The following is an 18,882-nucleotide window of genomic DNA, read 5'->3' on the forward strand; positions in this document are numbered from 1 at the left end:
GACGTAACGTTCCGTCGACGGGCGCCGTGCGTTCACAGATACTCTTGACAGGTGACCGACGCCCAAGAGACCGCAGCAGACAGCCCACTGCGCACCACCGGAGGCGCCCCTCTGGACGACGGCGGATCTTCTGCTGAAGGATCTGTTGGTTCAGTCGACGGTGCGCCCACCCCCCTACTCGAACCCCGCGAGGGCATCCCGCCGGTGATCGCCGACGAAGCCTCGCTCGCCGATGTCGTCGCGGCCTTCGCCGCGGGCAGCGGCCCCGTCGCCGTCGACGCCGAGCGCGCGTCCGGCTACCGCTACGGACAGCGCGCCTACCTGGTGCAGCTGCGCCGGGAGGGCGCGGGCACCGCGCTCATCGACCCGGTCGCCTGCCCCGACCTCTCCTCGCTCGGCGCGGCCATCGGCGACGCCGAGTGGGACCTGCACGCCGCCACCCAGGACCTGCCCTGCCTGCGCGACATAGGCATGCGGCCCGCACAGCTCTTCGACACCGAGCTGGCCGGGCGGCTCGCCGGCTTCCCGCGGGTGGGCCTCGGCGCCATGGTCGAGAACGTGCTGGGCTACGTACTGGAGAAGGGCCACTCCGCCGTCGACTGGTCGACGCGCCCGCTGCCCGAGCCCTGGCTGCGCTACGCCGCGCTCGACGTCGAACTCCTCGTCGACCTGCGCGACGCGCTGGAGAAGGAGCTCGACCGGCAGGGCAAGCTGGAGTGGGCCCACGAGGAGTTCGACGCCATCGCCTCGGCACCGCCCGCGCCGCCGCGCAAGGACCCGTGGCGTCGCACGTCCGGCATGCACAAGGTGCGGCGCCGGCGTCAGATGGCGGTCGTCCGCGAGCTGTGGACGGCGCGCGACCAGGTCGCGCAGCGGCGGGACGTGTCGCCGGGCAAGGTGCTCGGTGACTCGGCGATCGTCGAGGCCGCGCTCTCGCTGCCGCCCACCGTGCAGGCGCTGTCCGCCCTGCCCGGCTTCGGCCACCGCATGGGCCGGCGCCAGCTGGAGCAGTGGCAGGCGGCGGTCGACCGGGCGCGGGCCCTGCCGGACTCCGAGCTGCCGCAGCCGGGCCAGGCCACGACGGGACCGCCCCCGCCCCGCGCCTGGGCCGACAAGGACCCCGCCGCGGCGGCCCGCCTGTCGGCCGCGCGGGCGGCGGTCACGACCCTCGCCGAGACGCTCTCGATGCCGCAGGAGAACCTGATCACGCCGGACACCGTGCGCCGGGTGTGCTGGGAGCCTCCGGAGTCGATCGACGCGGAGTCGGTGGCCGCGGCCCTCACGTCCCACGGCGCCCGCAACTGGCAGGTCAACCAGGTCACGCCGATCCTCCTCCCGGCGCTGGCGTCCCACGCCTGACGCGCCCCCGCCACCACAGACGCCCCTCGGCCATCGGCCGGGGGGCGTTTTTGGCGTCCGGGCACATGTGACCTTCGCCGCTCCGGCCGGGGGGACTTCAAGACTTGGTTACCCGCAAGTAGCATGACGGTATTCGCAGCGCGCCGTCTGTGTACTTCGGGGTACCCCGATGCCTGACACGCGCCGCGCGGCAGCGCATTCCCGCACCTGGAGGAGAGCCATCGTGCCTCGTACCGTCAGGGACGTCGTCTTCGTCGACGGCGTCCGCACCCCGTTCGGCAAGGCGGGCCCGAAGGGCATCTACCACGAGACCCGCGCCGACGACCTGGTCGTCAAGTCCATCCGGGAGCTGCTGCGTCGCAACCCGAACCTGGACCCCGCGAAGATCGACGAGGTCGCCGTCGCCGCGACCACGCAGATCGGTGACCAGGGCCTGACCATCGGCCGCACCGCGGGCATCCTCGCGGGCCTGCCGCAGTCGGTCCCCGGCTACTCGATCGACCGCATGTGCGCGGGCGCCCTCACGGCCGTCACCGCCACCGCGGGCTCCATCGCCTTCGGCGCGTACGACGCCGTCATCGCGGGCGGCGTCGAGCACATGGGCCGCCACCCCATGGGCGAGGGCGTGGACCCCAACCCCCGCTTCGTATCGGAGAAGCTGGTCGACGAGTCCGCCCTCTTCATGGGCATGACCGCCGAGAACCTGCACGACCGGTACCCGCACATCACCAAGCAGCGCGCCGACGAGTACGCCGTGCGCTCGCAGGAGAAGGCGGCGAAGGCGTACGCGAACGGCAAGATCCAGCAGGACCTCGTCCCGATCTCCGTGCGCAACACCAACGCCGACATCGGTGAGACCGGCTGGGGCCTCGTCACGGCCGACGAGCCGATGCGTCCGGGCACGACCCTGGAGAGCCTCGCGGGCCTCAAGACCCCGTTCCGCACGCACGGCCGCGTCACCGCCGGAAACGCGGCAGGCCTCAACGACGGCGCGACCGCCTCGATCATCGCCTCCGAGGACTTCGCCCGCGAGAACGACCTCCCGGTGAAGATGCGCCTCGTCTCCTACGCCTTCGTGGGCGTGGAGCCGGAGGTCATGGGCTACGGCCCGATCCCGGCGACGGAGAAGGCCCTCGCGAAGGCGGGCCTGTCCATCTCGGACATCAACCTCTTCGAGATCAACGAGGCGTTCGCCGTCCAGGTCCTGGCCTTCCTCGACCACTACGGCATCGCCGACGACGACGCGCGCGTGAACCAGTACGGCGGCGCCATCGCGTACGGCCACCCGCTCGCCTCCTCCGGCGTCCGTCTGATGACGCAGCTGGCCCGCCAGTTCGAGGAGCAGCCGGAGGTCCGCTACGGCCTCACGACCATGTGTGTCGGCTTCGGCATGGGCGCCACGGTCATCTGGGAGAACCCGCACCACAAGGACGCCGGAGGCGACAAGTGAGCACCACCACCACTGAGCTCCTGAAGGGCGCTTCGGCCCTCTTCCCGGACGAGGTCGTGACGTCCGCGCACGTACGCCACCTCGATCTCCCCTACGGGGCGGGCAAGTTCGCCCTGATCACGCTGGACAACGGCCTGGACCACACCAAGCCGACCACCTTCGGACCGGCGTCGCTCGCGAACCTCAACGCGGCGATCGACCAGGTCGAGAAGGAGGCGGCCGAGGGCGACATCGTCGGCGTCGGTGTCACCGGCAAGCCGTTCATCTTCGCGGTCGGCGCCGACCTCAAGGGCGTCGAGCTGCTGAAGAAGCACGACGACGCGCTCGCCATCGGCAAGGGCGGCCACGAGGTCTTCAAGCGCCTCGCGGGCCTGGCCGTGCCGACGTTCGCGTACTACAACGGCGCGGCGATGGGCGGCGGCGTGGAGGTGGGCCTGCACTGCACGTACAGGACCGTCTCTCAGGCCCTCCCGGCCTTCTCGCTCCCCGAGGTCTTCCTCGGCCTGGTCCCGGGCTGGGGCGGCTGCGCCCTCCTCCCGAACCTGATCGGCGCGGACAAGGCCGTCTCGGTCATCATCGAGAACAGCCTGAACCAGAACAAGCAGCTCAAGGGCGTGCAGGTCTACGAACTGGGCATCGCCGACGCCCTCTTCGAGGGCGCGGACTTCCTGGAGCAGTCCCTCCTCTGGACGGCCGACGTCCTCAAGGGCGACGTCAAGGTCGAGCGCCCGGACGTCGACCGCGGCGAGGCCTGGGACCAGGCCGTCGCGCGCGGCAAGTCCATCGCCGACTCCAAGGTGCACGGCGCCGCCCCGGCCGCGTACCGCGCGCTGGACATCATCGCGAACGCCAAGTCCGGTGACCTCCAGGCCGGTTTCGACGCCGAGGACCAGGCCCTCGCCGACCTGATCATGGGCGGCGAACTGCGCGCGGGCATCTACGCGTTCAACCTCGTCCAGAAGCGCGCCAAGCGCCCGGCGGGCGCCCCGGACAAGAGCCTGGCCCGCCCGGTGTCGAAGGTCGGCGTGGTCGGCGCGGGCCTGATGGCCTCGCAGCTCGCCCTGCTCTTCCTGCGCCGCCTGGAGGTCCCGGTCGTCCTCACGGACATCGACCAGGAGCGCGTGGACAAGGGCGTCGGCTACGTCCACGGGGAGATCGACAAGCTTCTCCTCAAGGGCCGCGTCAACCAGGACAAGGCGAACCGCCTGAAGGGCCTCGTCTCCGGCGTCCTCGACAAGGCCGAGGGCTTCTCCGACGCCGACTTCATCATCGAGGCCGTCTTCGAGGAGATCGGCGTCAAGCAGCAGGTGTTCGCGGAGGTCGAGGCGGTCGCCCCGGCGCACGCGATCCTCGCCACGAACACGTCCTCCCTCTCGGTGTCGGAGATGGCCTCGAAGCTGAAGCACCCGGAACGAGTGGTCGGCTTCCACTTCTTCAACCCGGTCGCGATCCTCCCGCTCCTGGAGATCGTCCGCGGCGAGCAGACGGACGACGCGGCGCTCGCCACGGCGTTCGGCGTCGCGAAGAAGCTCAAGAAGAGCGCGGTCCTGGTCAAGGACGCCCCGGCGTTCGTCGTGAACCGCATCCTGACCCGCTTCATGGGCGAGATCCAGAACGTCATCGACGAGGGCACGCCGGTCGCGGTGGCGGAGAAGGCGGTAGAGCCGCTCGGCCTCCCGATGTCCCCGCTGGTCCTTCTGGAGCTCGTGGGCCCGGCCATCGGCCTGCACGTCTCGGAGACCCTCAACCGCGCCTTCCCGGAGCGCTTCACGGTGTCCCCGAACCTGGCGGCCGTGGTGAAGGCCGGCAAGCGCGGCTTCTACGTCTACGACTCCGGCAAGCCGGAGCTGGACCCCGAGGTCGCGGCGCTGCTCAAGCAGGGCGACAAGGTCCTGTCCGAGGAGCAGGTCCGCGACCGCGTCCTCGACGCGGTGGCCCAGGAGATCGGCCTGATGCTCGACGAGAACGTCGTCGCCGAGGCCCAGGACATCGACCTCTGCCTCATCACCGGCGCCGGCTGGCCCTTCCACCTGGGCGGAATCACTCCGTACCTGGACCGGGCGGGCGTCTCCGAGCGGGTCATCGGGAAGAAGTTCCTGGAGGCCGGGGTGGCTTCGGTCCCCGCGTAACGGTGCGCTGCTGAAGGTGCGAGTGCGCTGCTGACGTGACTGTGACGGCTACCCACGAATATTTCGTGGGTAGCCGTCACAGTTCCACATCCCGCCAGGCCTCCATCGCGAGCCCGGGCTCGTCCCTCTTCCTCCGCGCGAGATACAGCCGCCCGGGATCCCCCGGCACCCAACTGCCCGCCGCCACACGCCCATCGCCGTCCTCCACGAGCGCGATACGCGCGTCCTGCGGCAGCTTCGGCCCCGACTCCGACTCCGCCCACCAGGCCCCCGCGGACTCCGTCTCGGTGGGATAGGCGGCGAAGGCGACCCGGCCCCCGGCCGTGCGCTGAGCGAGCAACGTGCAGTCCACCTCGTCCAGTTGGCACCGGACAGCCGAAACGGCCCCGGGCCCGGCCGCATCGAGCACCCGCACCGGCGCCTCGTCCCCACGCCACGCGCACACGGCACCGTCCTCATCGGTGAAGAAGAGCGTGGTGTGGTCGGCGGACGTGGCGAGGGCGCACAGCGTGTCGGGCCGAGCCGCGGCGGGCTGCGGCTTCTCGTCCCGCACGAGGGGCCGGCCCGCCTCCTCCTGACGCCACCGCAGGATGCCCCCGTCAGCCATGACCGCGTACAGGGTGATCAGGCCCGACTCCCCTGCCACGGCGACGGGTTCCCCGTGCACGTCGTCCCCCTTGAGGTCCCGCCACGGCCCCCAGCCGCCGTTCTCCTCCTGCATACGCAGGCTCACCCCGCCACCCTTGTTGCGTACGAAGACGTGGGCGCGGCCCTGCGCGTCGACGGCGACGGCGGGCGGGCCGGTGCGGTCGCCCTTCTTGTTCGGGTGACCGATGGGGAGCCAGTCGAGGGCGGCGAGGTGCGGCTGGTAGTGCGTCGAGTGCACGAGCCCGGACTCGCCGGGAACGGTGGGCCGCCAGGCCACGAGGTGCGCGTATCCCCGGGGGCTGCGGGCGACGGCCCCGCCCGGATGCACGCGCTGCTCGCCGCCGACCGTGCGGGGTGGTGACCAGGGGCCTTCGGGATGCTCTTCCGTGCGGCAGACGACGGCATCGCCGTCGGGGGCGTACACGTGGACACAGAGCCTGCCGTCGCGTGCGCGCATGAGCCATTCGCCGTTCACGGGGTCAGCCTATGCCGCGCCTCACGGCCACCAGGTGCGACCCTGGACCGCATGAGCGAAGTGCTGGTGGTCGACGGGGCCAACGTCGTCGGGTCCGTCCCCGACGGGTGGTGGCGGGACCGGCGAGGAGCCGCCGAGCGGCTGCGCGACCGGCTGGTGGGATACGGGGAGCGGGCCGGGGTCGAGGTGATCCTCGTCGTCGAGGGAGCCGCACGCGGTGTCGCGTCCGTGCCCGGGGTGCGGGTGGAGTCGGCGGAGGGGAGCGGGGACGATCACATCGTGGGGGTGGTGGCGGGGCTCGACGGGCGGGTGTGCACCGTGGTCACGGCGGATCGTGAACTGCGGAGCAGGGTCGCGGAGTTGGGGGCCTCGTGCGTGGGGCCGCGGACGGTGTACGGGTCCGGGTGACCGGCGCGTACACCGTCCGCCCGGCTCAGTAGCTGCCGCCGTAGTACCCCTGGGACGCCGCCCCTGCCGTCACGCCCATGACACTGAACGGCACCTGGGAGATCGGGGTCTCGCCCCCGAAGGCATCGAGCACGACCACGTCGACGACGTGTGCGCCCGGCGTCCACTCCCAGCCGGAGTCCCAGGACCAGCGGCCGTCATGCCCCACCGCCGCACTGCCGAGCGGGGTGCCCTGCTCCCGGAATCCGACCTGCACGGCGCCGGCCGTCACACCGGTGAACACCACCTGCGAACCCATCACTTGTTCATAGGCGGCGGGAGACAGCACGCCGGACGGTGCCGCGCCTTCTGGGGCGGGCAGTGCCGCCGCACCGTCCACCGCGGTGAAGAGGACCTCGACGCGCTCCGACTGGAAGCCGTTGGCGTCCGCCGAGAAGACCTTCACCGGGTGCTTGCCCTTGCTCCAGGGCCGACCGAGCTCCCACGACCAACTGCCGTCCGGTGCCACGTCCGTCTGGCCGAGGAACTTCCCGTGCTCCCAGATGCTGACCCGTACCGCCCCCGGGGCGACCCCGGTGAACCACACGGACTGCCGCGGCATCTCGGCCTGGAACGCGGGAGCCGTGACCGTCGGAGCCGGGAACTCCGCTCCACGCATGACGGAGGTGGACGCCAAGTAGGCGTCTATGCGGGAGCGGTCGCGGCCCGGTTCCTCGAATCCGTTGCGGACCACACCCATGCGTGGCGCGATCCCGTCGATCAGCATGTTGGCGATCCCCATGAGGACCGGCACATTGCGTCCGGCGACCTGGGTGTGGTCGGCGATGTGCGGGGAGTCGCTGAAGACGAAATTGAAGTTCTCGTACGAGCCGAAGAGCCGGAGGTACGGCTCGATCTGCGTGGCGTACTGCTCGTCCTGCGCGGCCGACATCAGGTAGATGTTGGCGGCTCGACCGGCCCCTGAGGCGACGAGTTCGGGGATCAGCGCGTCCACCATGCGCACGTTTTCCTCGGGGACGGCCTCACCCAGCATGAACCGGGCCACGCCGGGATGCACGTCCCGCACGTACGACCCGATGGCGAACTGCGGAGTGATCGCCACGATGTTGCGGAATCCGTACTTCAGGCCGAAGTAGAGGGCCGCGCTCCCGCCCTTGGAGCCGCCCCACATGGTGACGGAATCCGGAGTGAGGTCGAGAGACTTCATCACGTTCGATATGAGCGTGATGACGGACTGCTCCACCGAGAAGTCCATGCCCTTGCAGAGGTAGTAGGTCCGGTTCCCGTCGAACTTGTCGCGGATCCAGAGGATGTTCGCCCTCAGCTTGTCGAAGACGCCGTTGGACCAGCCGTAGTCCTGGTGCGCGGCGAAGTTGGCGAACACCACGACGAGATGCCGGTTGCCCTTCTCCGCATGGGCGAACCGGTACTCCACCGGGTGCCCTCCGGACGTCTCGATCCCCGAGAGCACCTTCCGTCCCGGCGCGGCTGCTTTGGACATGTAAGGACTCCCACTCTCAGATGTCTCGGAGGTACTGCGGCGTCGGCCCTATGCGGTGGTCGCCGCGGGTCGGACGCCGTAGGAATGTCGATACGGCATGACATTGGCGCCCTGTCGGAAGATCGGCCATCATGCCTGAATGCGTCCGACATCCGCCCGGCCGACGCCGGGGCGCCTTCGGCGCCGTGTGTCGGCCGTCGTCGGCCTGGTCGCGGCGTCGTTGGCAGGGGTGGTGGTGCTGGCCGCGGTACAGACGGCCGGGCCGACCCGCTCGCACGCCGGCTCCCGCACCCTGACCGTGGCCACGTGGAACATGTGCGGCGTCGAGCGCTGGCACTGCGACGGGACCGGGGACCGGCGGGCCAAGCGTGGCGAGGTGGTGGGCCTCGCCACGGCCCGGGGCGCTCGCGTGGTGTTTCTCCAGGAAGCGTGCGCCTCGGACGTCTCGGCGGTGCGAGCGCGCCTGGGCCGCTCCTGGCACTCGGTGTTCCGCCCCTACAGCTGGCGCAGCAAGGCGGGCCGCACGAGCACGGTGCGGTGCGGCTCCGGCAGCCGTGACGCGGCCGGTTTCGCCATGCTGTCCGCGTACCCGCTGTCCCACGTGCGCACGGTGGCCTCGCGCCAGCCGACGGTGGGCCTGCGCCGCGGCGTCGTGTGCGCCTCGGTCGCCGCGCACCGGCTCACGGTCTGCAACGCCCATCTCAGTCGACCCGGCGACGACCTCGCCCACCCGCGATGGGAGCTGCGGGACGACCAGTTGAAGGCGCTCACCGGCGCCGCCCGCGGCAGGCGTGTGGTGTACGGCGGTGACTTGAACGTGGACCCGCCGAGTGGCCGCAATCCCGTCGCCTGGGTGTGGCCGTCGGCGCCCTACGGCACCCAGCGCGAGTGCGACCAGCGGTCGGCTTCGGCCCGCTCCGGCCGGGCCACCCATGTCTCCGGGCACAAGCTGGACTACCTCTTCACCGGCCTGCCGAGGGCGGGTTGCACGGTGCGCGACACCGGCGACTCGGACCACTACGCCGTGCTGCTGCGGGTGCGCACCGGCTGAGGCGGACCGCGGCCTCACACGATCACTCCCTCGTAGACCCGGCCGTCGGGTGCCGTCCTCAAGGACTGTGCCCTGTACGGCTGTTGGTACGGGACCGGGGGCAGCTGCGCGGGGGCGGGCTGCGGCGCGATCGCACGCAGCACCCGTCTCTGCCTGCCGTACGCGTACTGCGGCTGCTGCTGGTTCGGCGGCGGCAGCGGCAGCGGCGTCATCGGCCGCACCGCGTGCCGCGTGTCGACCGTGCCCACGGCAGGGGCCCTGGCCTCCTCAGGGGCCAGGTCGCCTCCCGCGGTCAGCATCCGGTCGGCGAGCCTGGCCGCCGCGTAGCCGTCGTCAAGGTCGCAGAACTGGCCCTGGAACCAGCGGTATCGCTCGGCGTACGCCTCCTGGATCCGGTCGATGTCACGGATCGTGGTGATCAGCCGCTCGGAAGTGTCGACCAGCGGGCCGGGAGCGCTGTTCTCGAAGTCGAAGTAGAAGCCGCGCAGAGTGTCGCGGTAATGGTCCAGGTCGTACGTGAAGAACAGGATCGGCCGCCCCGTGTTGACGTAGTCGAACATCAGGGACGAGTAGTCCGTGATCATCACGTCGGTGATCAGGGACAGGTCCGCCATGTCGGGGTAGTCGGAGACATCGAAGACGAAGCCGTCACCGGCGCCCGGCACCGGGTCCACCACATTCGGGTGGCGGCGCACGAGAAGGACATGGTCGGCGCCGAGGCGGGCCCGCGCGTCGTCCAGGTCGATGCGGAAGTCCAGCTTGTACTTGCCCGGGGCGTAGAACTGGTCGTCCCGCCAGGTCGGGGCGTACATGACGACACGCTTGCCCTCGGGGAGGCCGATGCGGCGGCGGATCTCCTGCTCGCGGCCGTCCATGCCGGGGCGGCGCAGGAGGTCGTTGCGCGGGTAGCCGCACTCGACCATCTCGCCGGGGAAGCCGAAGGCACGCCGGAGGATGGGGGTGGAGAAGCTGTTGGGTGACACGAGCATGTCCCAGTTCTGCACCTCCTTCTCCACGCGCTCCAGATAGCGCTGGTCGGCGAAGTGGATGGCCTCGATGTCGTGGCCGATCTTCTTCAACGGCGTGCCGTGCCAGGTCTGGACGACGACTTGGCCGTCCCGCTTCTGGAACCAGTCCGGCATGTGGTTGTTGGCCACGATGTACGCGCTGGTGGCCAGGGCCTCGTACCATTCCGGCGACCACATGCGGACCGCGATCGCGGTCTCGGGAACCTGCACCTGGTCGTCCTTGACGACCCAGAGGTGGTCCAAATCCACGCGTCGACGGACCAGTTCCTCGTGCAGGGCGCGCGGGCTGTCGGAGTACTGCGTGCCCTTGAAGGCATCGAAGAGGATCGCGGGCCGCACCGGTCTTCGGCGCGCTGCCTGGTACGCCTTGGTACGCAGCAGCTTCTGCCGGTAGGGGCCGCGGGCGTGGTCCGGCATGGCGGACTCCACCATCAGGGAGAGCCGGTCGTACGCCTCGGCCTGAAGTTCGTAGCCCCGCTCGTTCTCCTCGTACTGCTGCGGGAACGCGGGGACCAGGTCCTGATGGATCTTGATCATCAGGTCCTCCAGGCGCGCCTCGCGGCTGACCGAGGACAGGTCCTGACGGCGGAGGAAGAGGTCCCAGCGGCCCGAGGCCAGCGGTATGTCCCCCGCGAGGGTGCGCATGGCCGCAGGCGACAGCACGCAGCGAAACTTGTTGCCGTGCCACTCCAGTGGGACGTCGCGCTCGGCACCGTGCGCGCGCGAGCGCACCACGACGTGGGTGTCGCGGTACTGCTGGGCGGTGAGGGTGTCCGCGGCGGCGTACTGGCTGATGATCTCCAGGGCGCCGTTCTCGCGCCAGGCGATTCGTTTCGCCATCGGGAGGGTGGCGCGCTCGAACAGCACGAGATAGCCGGAGCCGTTGCGGTGGGCGACGATCTCGCGGTCGGCCTCGCGGGTCTGCAGGTCCGCCGGCATCCGGTAGTGGCCGTCGGGAGTGCCCTCCGCCATGACCGGATAGATGGTCATTTTCCGACCCTCGACGTGCAGGGTCGTCTTCCAGCCATTGCTGCCCATGCTCCAGGACTCCGGGATGTCGCCCCCGGCCTGGGCGTCGGCCCGGAATCCGGGGACGAGGGAGCGCAGCGGCAACCGCGTGCTGAAGGTGCACCAGCCGTCGCCGCCCGGGGTGAAGTGGACCCGGGAGTCGTGCCGTCCGGCGCCGCTCATGCTGGCGACCCGGAACTTGCCCCACTCGGGCACCTTGGGGCCGAGGTAGACGCCGCGCAGCTCGAGTTGGTCCCCCACCACGCGGTGGCCGGTGATCCGGCACCGCACGACCTCCACGCGCAGCTTGAGCTTGCCCTGCACGAACACAGGGAGAATGCGGGTGTTGTTGTCGACGTACTTGTACGGCGGGTTCGCGGCGGTACCCGCGCTGCCGCGGTCGATGCCGCGGTAGCGGAAGAGCCCGCGGCTGAGAACGCCCGCGGCGACGTCCCACGTGCCCTCGACCCACTTGCCCTTCCGCTTGAGCCGGGTCGTGTCGATCCGCGTCTCGAAGCCGGCCCAGTCGTAGCAGTAACGATTCTGGTTGGAGCGTTCGGTGGCCTGCGGGGCGTAGGTGGTCTTCGCGGCGGTGACGACCATGCGCCCCTGCTTCTTGTTGCGCAGGGCTATCGCCTTCACCGACATGTGCTTCTTGTGCACGTTGATGAAGCGGATATGGGCCGAGCCGGTGAGCGTGAGCAGGTCGCCGTAGGTGCTCCAGCGTGCGCTGTCGAGCGACCCGCGCAGCGAAAGCTCCTTGTCGAGACGGTAGGCCTTGCGGTCGAGACCCACCTCGCGGTCGCCCAGATACGGGTACTTGAGGTAGCGGTGGAAGCGTCGCTGGACGGGGATGGGGCCGCCCTTGCGCTCGAACTCGATGACGTCGAGAAGCTCGTCGAGCCGGTCCTCGCGCACCAGGAGCCACTTGACGCGGATCTCCGCGGGCAGGTCGTCGATGATGTCCGGGTCGGCCTCGTCCAGGAACTCGTTGGCCCACTCCATGAAGGCGTCCTGGTACTCGTCGTCCGCGTCCGGCAGCACCTTCAGGTGCAGCAGCAGATCGGACTTGAGGCAGGCCAGGTCGTACTTGCGCTTGCTCTCCAGGTACAGCTTGGAGCGTCGTTCGGCGAGGAAGCGGCTGACCGACTGCACCGCGGCGACGCGGTCGCGCAGATTGGACAACTCGGTGTGGCGCTGGGTGATGGAGGGCGCGGCGCCGCCCTCACGGCGGCGCCAGAAGTACACGATGTCGGTGAGGACGTCGACCTTGGTGGCCCGGAAGTGGGCGAACATGTTGACCCAGGAGTCCTCGTAGAGGACCCCCTCGGGGAACTCGATGTAGTGGTAGTCCCAGAAGGACCGCCTGAACAGCTTGTTCCACACGGTCCGGTCGTAGATGAGCGCCTCGTTGCGGGTGATGTGGGTGCCGCGGCGGTTCTTCTGCATCGGCCCCTTGTGCAGGGGCGATTGCCACTTCTTGGTGGAGTTCATCATCTGTACGTTGCCCGAGACGAAGTCCGAGTCGGACTCGTCCAGGGTGCGGACCAGGAGCTCGTACGCGTACTCGGGAATGACGTCGTCGCCGTCGACGAAGGCGAGGAACTCACCGTCCGGGTGCATCGCCCGCAGAGCGGTGTTGCGGGCGTGGCCGGGGCCGTGGGACTCCTGCCGGATGAGGCGGAACCGCGGGTCGTCGGCGCAGAATTGGGCCGCGATCCGCGTCGAGTCGTCGGTGGAGCCGTCGTCGACGAGGATCACCTCGAAGTCGCGGAACGACTGGCGTGCGATGGACTCCAGGCACTCGCCGAGATAGGTCTCAACATCCTGAAAAGGCACAACGACACTCAGACGGGGACTTCCCACCGACCCACACTCCTGCCAAGACATATCGCCCAATGGGCTGCTCGCCGCACCGTGAGGTGCCCTCCCCTTGCTCGGCGCGCCCACCAGGCGCTTCCCATCGCCTTGGCGTCATCCGCCCTTGTGACCTCGACAAAGCCCCCCGGCCCAGCGGTCACAAGTTCTACACATCTTATGTGACTCTTCAGAGTGGTCAACCTCCGTTAATGTGCCGCTCATCTCTCCGGAGCTGTACAGTCCCGGACATTTTGCCCGCAGGGGCGAGCGCCCGGCCTCTTCACATCTTCTGCCACGCGGACAGGGCCAGCCCGGCGCCGTCCTGCCTGGCCGTCTCCGGCAGGCCGTCGGGGCCCAACAGGGCCACCACCACCCGGCCCTGGCCGTCCCTGGCCAGCGCCGGGGAGCCCTGGCAGGGGCGGTCCAGGGGGTACCACCAGAACCCGCCCGCCTCGTTCTCCGTGCCACCGAGCCCAAGAACCGCACCGCCATCAGGGCTTCGGCCGGCGAGGACGACGCAGTCGAAACCGTCCACAGGCGCCCGCAGCACGGCATACGCCTCGCGGGCCGGGCCACCGCCCAGCGGCAGTGGCCAGTTTCCCGCCCGCCACGCCGCCGCGGTCGCGCCCGCGCCGTCGACCCAGAAGAAGGTCGGCCGACCCGGCCCGGTCTCCACGGCCGAGAGCGTGCCGGGAACCGGATGAAGGCCGAAGCCCCGGGGCGCGGTGAAGTCGCCACCGGGCTGCGACTGTCCCCAGACGAACACGCCCGTCTGGGCGGCGGACACGACCTCGATCCGGCCGTCGCTCAGGGCGATCGGAGCCGATCGCGCGTCAAGCCCCGCTCCGCCCAGGTCCTCCCAGGCGCGCCACTTGCCGCTCGGCTCCTCGCGCCGCATCATCAGCCCGCCGTGCGCACCGCGCACGAAGACGTGCACGGTGCCGTCCGGAGCTGTCGCGCCGGTCGGCGGGGCGATGTGCCGCCCCTGCTCGCGGTCCTTGTGCGGGTTGCCGAGCGAGCGCCAGTCGGTGAAGGCGAGACCGGTCTGGTACTGGATGGCGTGGACCACGTCGACGGCCGTGGCGCCGTCCGCTCCGGCGCGCTGCCTGCGCCCGAGGAAGTGGACGTAGCCGTCGGCGCCCTGGACGACCGTCAGATGGGTCAGGCCCGGCACCGGCACGAAGTGCGGCCCGTCCCAGTCGGGCCCGCCGACGGCGCTCTCGGTCCACCGGAACAGGCCGCCTTCGGCGAGGGTGTACAGGCTGAGCCGACCGTCCTTGCCCAACGTCAGCCAGCGGCCGTGAGCGGCGCCGGACGCGACGCGCGTCGGCCCTTCAGCCACGGGCCGCACGGCACCCTGTGGATCTGGCGACCTTCTCCGCATGGCCTGGCGTACCTTCCTGAACCGCGCCGCAGCACGGACAAGCGGGAATCGAAAACATCCGCTTCATCATATGTGTTGCGTTCACGTGCTCTCCTCGTGTCGCTCTGCACACATGATCACCATGAACGTACGGGCGCACCTTCCCATCACTTAACTCCCGAACTGGAACACGATTCGGTCACATGTCTCGCACTATCGGACGAATTCACGTCTATAGTGCTGCGTCAGCCCCCAGCCACACCGCGGACCGGCTCTCCCCCCACCCGAGTCCTCACACCGAACGCCCGCCCCACGGGCACGACTTACAAGGACTCAGGCACGATGAGCCACGCCTCCACGACCTCGCGCCGCAGCGCGACTCCCGCCCCGCGCGGTCGCCGCAAACCGAAGAAGACGAAGACCCGCGGCAGACGGATACGTCGGATCATCCTGTGGACCCTGCTGGTCCTCGTCCTCGCGGCAGGCGGCACCGGGTACTGGCTCTACAGCAACCTCAACGGCAACATCGACGGCGTGGACCTCGACGAGGCGATCGGCGGCGACCGCCCCGAGAAGCTTCCGACGTCGGGGCAGAACATCCTCGTGCTCGGGTCCGACTCGCGGTCCGGCGCCAACGCCTCGCTCGGGACCGGCAAGGTCGCCGGAGCCCGGTCCGACACCGCGATGGTGCTGCACATCCCCGAGGGCCGGTCCCGCGCGACCGCCGTGAGCATTCCGCGCGACACCCTCGTGACCCGGCCGGGGTGCACCAAGGCGGACGGTACGAAGACGCCGTCGGCGGATCGCGTGATGTTCAACTCCGTGTACTCGCTCGCCGGTCCGGCCTGTGTCGTGAAGACCGTCGAGGCGATGTCGGGGGTGCGCATGGACCACTTCATGGAGATCGACTTCGCCGGGTTCAAGGGACTGGTCGACGCCATCGGCGGGGTGAGCGTCACGGTCGACAAGCCCATCCACGACAAATCCAGCGGGCTCGACCTTGAGGCCGGGACCCACAAGCTCGACGGCACCGAGTCCTTGGCCTTCGTGCGGACCCGGCACGGCGTCGGCGACGGCTCCGACCTCGGCCGCATCGGACTTCAGCAGCAGTTCATGATCGCCCTGTTGAGCGAGATCAAGCAGCAGGACCTGTTGGGCAGCCCCACCAAGACGTACAAGATCGCGAACAGTCTCACCGCGTCGCTCACGACCGACGACGGGCTCGCCTCGCTCACCAAGCTCGCCACGTTCGGGCGGAGCATGCGGGGTGTCGACCCGGCGAGCATGGAGACGATCATGCTGCCGGTCGCGTACGACAAGGCGGATCCCAACCGGGTCGTGGCCGCGCAGCCGCAGGCCGACACCCTGTGGAAGGCCGTCCGCGGCGACCGCGAGATCCCCGAGTCGGCGAAGAAGTCCCCCGCGAAGGGCGGCTGACCGGTGGCCGGCTAGGGCCTAGGTCGCACGGACGCGTTCGTACACCACCGCCCCGTCCACCCGCGCCACCTCCCGGTACCCCGCCAACAGGCGCCGCACCGACCCCACCCGTCCCGGCCCGTACGCCTCCCCCCGCGAGTCGTCGACGATCACCGTCGGGGGTCGGCCCCGGACCTCCGTGCGGAAGGTGGTCCAGCTGCCCGGCACCCCGAAGCGCTCGCCCACCCCGCCCCCGTCCCTGCCCCCGCTGAAATTCGTGAGCAGGCCCGCCGTCAGGAAGCGGCTCGCCGGGGTGCGGTTCGAGAGCCAGTACGTTTCCGGGTGCATGCCCCAGACCAGGACCCGGTCGTCCGGCCCGGCGCGCTCACGCAGCGCCGCCGCCACCCGTTCCGCGTGGGCGAGTTCGGTGCGGGGCGCCAGCAGGCCCCACGTGACGAACAGGGCGCCGCAGCACGCCGTGACGAGCAGGGACCGCCGCAGGTGTTCGCGGGGGAGAATGTGCAGCGCCAGGGTTCCCAACAGGGCCAGGGGCGGGACCAGTTGGAGGTAGTAGTGGCCGAAGAAGTGGAAGCCGAAGACGACCGCCCCCGCCGAGGACGCGAGCCACAGCCACAGCTCCCCGCACCCCGTCCGCGCGATCCGCAACACCCGCACGACCGGCGGCAGTACGCCCACGCAGGCCAGTGAGAGGATCGCCGCGTTCGTCAGTCCCCGCAGGAGGACGTGGAGTTCGGAGCCGGTGATCGAGGCGTACGCGCCCGAACCCGTCACCGTCCAGAAGACGAAGCCCGCGGGGTTCGTCAGCAGGGCGACGGCCGCGACCGGCGCGAATGCCCCAACAGCGCATCGCAGTACGCCACTTCGCGGCAGGCCTGCCCGCCACAGCATCCAGACCACCGGCACCAGCACCGCTCCCCCGGTCTGCTTCGTCAGGAACGCGGCCGCGACCGCCGTCCCGCACAACACCCATCTGCGGCGGTCCGCGCACCACAGCGCCGCCGCGGTCCACGGCAGCATGAACACCTCGAAGGTCGCGGCCTGGGTGTCCTCCGGGTTCAGGCCGACGGACAGGACGAGGTAGAGGACCCCTGCCGTACGGCCCGCCGTGTCGCCCCAGCGGCCGCGGGCCAGTGATGCCAGGAACACCGCTGTCACCACGTGTGCCACCACCGCGCACACCCGCACCGGCGTGAGCGAGTCCGAGCCGAAGAGCGCGAACACCGCTTCGTACAGCCAGGGAACCAGCGGGGGTTTGCGGTCGACAACGGTTTCGTAGAGCGTGCCGCCGTGCGCCAACATCCTTGCCTGGACGGCGAGATAGCCCTCGTCCGGGTTCCAGAGCGGGCGGGCGAAGGACGGGATGCGGGTGGCGCAGGACAGGGCCGTGAGGGCGAGGATCAAGCGGGGCCAGTAGTGGCGGTGGGTGCGTCTGGGCCGCGGGGCGTTCCCGCGACCGCCTTCGGGTACCGCTTGGAGTGAGGGGTGGGACGGGGGCGCCTCGCTGAGCATGTGCGCCAAGCTATCCGCCCCCGTATGTCCTACTTAGTAAGGACATACGGGGGCGGGAGAATCGGTCGCGATTACCGCGCCGCCCGGCTGTGGCGCCGCCCGTACACGAAGTAGATCACCACGCCGACCACCATCCACACCGCGAACCGCAGCCACGTCTCCACGGACAGGTTGAGCATCAGCCACACCGAGCACGCCACCGAGGCGATGGGCAGGACCGGCACCCACGGGGCCTTGAAGCCGCGCGGAAGGTCGGGGCGGGTGCGGCGCAGGATGAGGACGCCGAGGGCGACCACGACGAAGGCGAACAGCGTGCCGATGTTGACCAGCTTGGAGAGTTCTTCGAGCGAGATGAAGCCTGCCACCAGGGCCGTCAGGACGCCCAGGATGATCGTCGAGCGGTACGGGGTGCGGAACTTGGGGTGGACCGCGCTGAAGACCGGGGGCAGCAGGCCGTCGCGGCTCATCGCGAAGAAGACGCGGCTCTGGCCGAGGAGCAGGATCATGCAGACGGTCGTCAGGCCGATGACCGCGCCGAAGGAGATCAGGCCCGCCCAGAACGGGTGGCCGACCGACTTGAACGCCTCCGCGAGCGGTGCGCCCGGGTCCAGCTCCTTGTAGTTCTGCATGCCGGTGACGACCGCGGCCACACCCACGTACAGGACCGTGCAGATGGCGAGGGAGCCGAGGATGCCGCGCGGGACGTCCTTCTGCGGGTTGCGGGTCTCCTCGGCCGCGGTCGCGACGACGTCGAAGCCGATGAACGCGAAGAAGACGACGGCCGCGGCGGTGAAGATGCCCATCACGCCGAAGCTCTGCGGGGTGAAGCCGGCGACGGCTTCGAGGAGTGTCGCGGTGAGCCCCGAGCCGCCTTCGGTTTCCTGGGCGGGCGGGATGTACGGGCTGTAGTTGTCGGCGTTGATGAAGAAGGCGCCCACCGCGATCACGATCAGGACGACCGTCACCTTGATGGCGACCACCACGGACGTCACCCACGCCGACAGCTTCATCCCGACGACGACGACCGTCATCACGGCGAGGACCAGCAGGAACGCGGCGATATTGAAGCTGAAGCCGTCGTGGCCCGAGCTCGGGCCCTGGAGCCCCGACGGTAGCGGGATGCCCCAGCTGTCGAGGAGCGACTGGACGTAGCCGGACCAGCCGACCGCGACCGTCGCGCACCCGAGGGCGAGTTCGAGGATCAGGTCCCAGCCGATGATCCACGCCGGGAACTCGCCGAGCGAGGCGAAGGCGAAGGTGTACGCGGATCCGGCGACCGGGACCGTCGAGGCGAACTCCGCGTAGCAGAGCGCCGCGAGGGCGCAGACCACGGCGGCGACGACGAAGGCGATGGTCACGGCCGGGCCCGCGTAGTCGGTGGCGGCCGTGCCGGTGATGACGAAGATGCCGGAACCGATGACGACGCCGACGCCGAAGACGGTGAGGTCGAGGGCGGAGAGGGTCTTCTTGAGCTGGTGCTCGGGCTCCTCGGTGTCCTGGATGGACTGCTCGATGGACTTGGTCCGGAACAGTCCGTTGCGGGTTCGCTCCGCGCCTGTGCCTGGCTGGGTGGTCACCGGATACCTCCGTAGGCTTCGTCGTCCCCGACATGATCGAGACGAGTAGCCTTCGGCGCGCGGGTGAGTCACCCGTATT

Annotated in this window: 12 protein-coding genes; 6 read left to right on the forward strand and 6 right to left on the reverse strand. The window is 70.0% G+C overall.

All coding sequences use genetic code 11. The features are described from left to right. The first annotated feature begins 51 nt into the window (after positions 1–51). The 3 genes from OKJ99_RS36685 to OKJ99_RS36695 all read left to right on the forward strand — a co-directional run bounded on the left by OKJ99_RS36685 (position 52) and on the right by OKJ99_RS36695 (position 4,938). Entirely contained in the window at positions 52–1,359 is a 1,308-nt protein-coding gene (locus OKJ99_RS36685; RefSeq protein WP_326022659.1) for a ribonuclease D, read from the forward strand. 223 nt (positions 1,360–1,582) lie between these two features. Beyond that, positions 1,583–2,809 carry a thiolase family protein gene (locus OKJ99_RS36690; protein ID WP_326022660.1) on the forward strand — a complete coding sequence of 409 codons (1,227 nt, stop codon included), beginning with the start codon at positions 1,583–1,585 and terminating at the stop codon, positions 2,807–2,809. Beyond that, positions 2,806–4,938, forward strand: coding sequence for a 3-hydroxyacyl-CoA dehydrogenase NAD-binding domain-containing protein (locus OKJ99_RS36695; RefSeq protein WP_326022661.1), 2,133 nt, complete (start codon positions 2,806–2,808; stop codon positions 4,936–4,938). Before OKJ99_RS36690 ends, OKJ99_RS36695 begins: the two co-directional genes overlap by 4 nt. Positions 4,939–5,014: 76 nt before the next feature. On the opposite strand, the gene OKJ99_RS36700 is transcribed toward OKJ99_RS36695, so the two are convergent. Then, complete coding sequence (locus tag OKJ99_RS36700) at positions 5,015–6,061, reverse strand: hypothetical protein (RefSeq protein WP_326022662.1); 1,047 nt, start codon at positions 6,059–6,061, stop codon at positions 5,015–5,017. Between the two features lie 51 nt (positions 6,062–6,112). On the opposite strand from OKJ99_RS36700, the gene OKJ99_RS36705 reads away from it, so the two are divergent. After that, on the forward strand, positions 6,113–6,469 hold the full coding sequence (locus OKJ99_RS36705; protein WP_326022663.1) for a PIN domain-containing protein: 357 nt from the start codon (positions 6,113–6,115) through the stop codon (positions 6,467–6,469). 25 nt (positions 6,470–6,494) lie between these two features. Here the strand turns inward: OKJ99_RS36705 and OKJ99_RS36710 are convergent, their stop codons facing one another. Then, on the reverse strand, positions 6,495–7,970 hold the full coding sequence (locus OKJ99_RS36710) for a hypothetical protein (RefSeq protein WP_326022664.1): 1,476 nt from the start codon (positions 7,968–7,970) through the stop codon (positions 6,495–6,497). A gap of 139 nt (positions 7,971–8,109) precedes the next feature. Between OKJ99_RS36710 and OKJ99_RS36715 the strand changes: the two genes are divergently transcribed. Then, positions 8,110–9,021, forward strand: coding sequence for an endonuclease/exonuclease/phosphatase family protein (locus OKJ99_RS36715; protein WP_326022665.1), 912 nt, complete (start codon positions 8,110–8,112; stop codon positions 9,019–9,021). A 14-nt stretch (positions 9,022–9,035) separates the two neighbouring features. Here the strand turns inward: OKJ99_RS36715 and OKJ99_RS36720 are convergent, their stop codons facing one another. Beyond that, positions 9,036–12,896 carry a bifunctional glycosyltransferase/CDP-glycerol:glycerophosphate glycerophosphotransferase gene (locus OKJ99_RS36720; protein WP_407700835.1) on the reverse strand — a complete coding sequence of 1,287 codons (3,861 nt, stop codon included), beginning with the start codon at positions 12,894–12,896 and terminating at the stop codon, positions 9,036–9,038. A 301-nt stretch (positions 12,897–13,197) separates the two neighbouring features. Continuing rightward, positions 13,198–14,259 (reverse strand): hypothetical protein, encoded by a 1,062-nt coding sequence (locus OKJ99_RS36725; protein WP_326022669.1) that lies wholly within the window; start codon positions 14,257–14,259, stop codon positions 13,198–13,200. Positions 14,260–14,622: 363 nt separating this feature from the next. Here OKJ99_RS36725 and OKJ99_RS36730 point away from each other — a divergent pair, with 363 nt between their 5' ends. Then, positions 14,623–15,717, forward strand: a complete 1,095-nt coding sequence (locus OKJ99_RS36730) for an LCP family protein (protein WP_326022670.1) — start codon at positions 14,623–14,625, stop codon at positions 15,715–15,717. Positions 15,718–15,735: 18 nt separating this feature from the next. Here OKJ99_RS36730 and OKJ99_RS36735 read toward each other — a convergent pair whose 3' ends face one another. Next, on the reverse strand, positions 15,736–17,226 hold the full coding sequence (locus OKJ99_RS36735) for an ArnT family glycosyltransferase (protein WP_326022671.1): 1,491 nt from the start codon (positions 17,224–17,226) through the stop codon (positions 15,736–15,738). A 71-nt stretch (positions 17,227–17,297) separates the two neighbouring features. Further along, a complete protein-coding gene (locus tag OKJ99_RS36740; RefSeq protein ID WP_326022672.1) occupies positions 17,298–18,803 on the reverse strand; it encodes an amino acid permease in 1,506 nt (501 codons plus the stop codon). Positions 18,804–18,882 lie beyond the last annotated feature (79 nt).

This window comes from Streptomyces endophyticus, assembly GCF_035798155.1.
GTDB classification, from domain to species: Bacteria; Actinomycetota; Actinomycetes; order Streptomycetales; family Streptomycetaceae; genus Streptomyces; species Streptomyces endophyticus.

Coding starts and splice junctions, on each gene's coding strand:
- OKJ99_RS36710 (WP_326022664.1), bottom strand. CDS start 7,970: ATGTCCAAAGCAGCCGCGCCGGGACGGAAGGTGCTCTCGGGGATCGAG.
- OKJ99_RS36715 (WP_326022665.1), top strand. CDS start 8,110: ATGCGTCCGACATCCGCCCGGCCGACGCCGGGGCGCCTTCGGCGCCGT.
- OKJ99_RS36730 (WP_326022670.1), top strand. CDS start 14,623: ATGAGCCACGCCTCCACGACCTCGCGCCGCAGCGCGACTCCCGCCCCG.
- OKJ99_RS36735 (WP_326022671.1), bottom strand. CDS start 17,226: ATGCTCAGCGAGGCGCCCCCGTCCCACCCCTCACTCCAAGCGGTACCC.
- OKJ99_RS36705 (WP_326022663.1), top strand. CDS start 6,113: ATGAGCGAAGTGCTGGTGGTCGACGGGGCCAACGTCGTCGGGTCCGTC.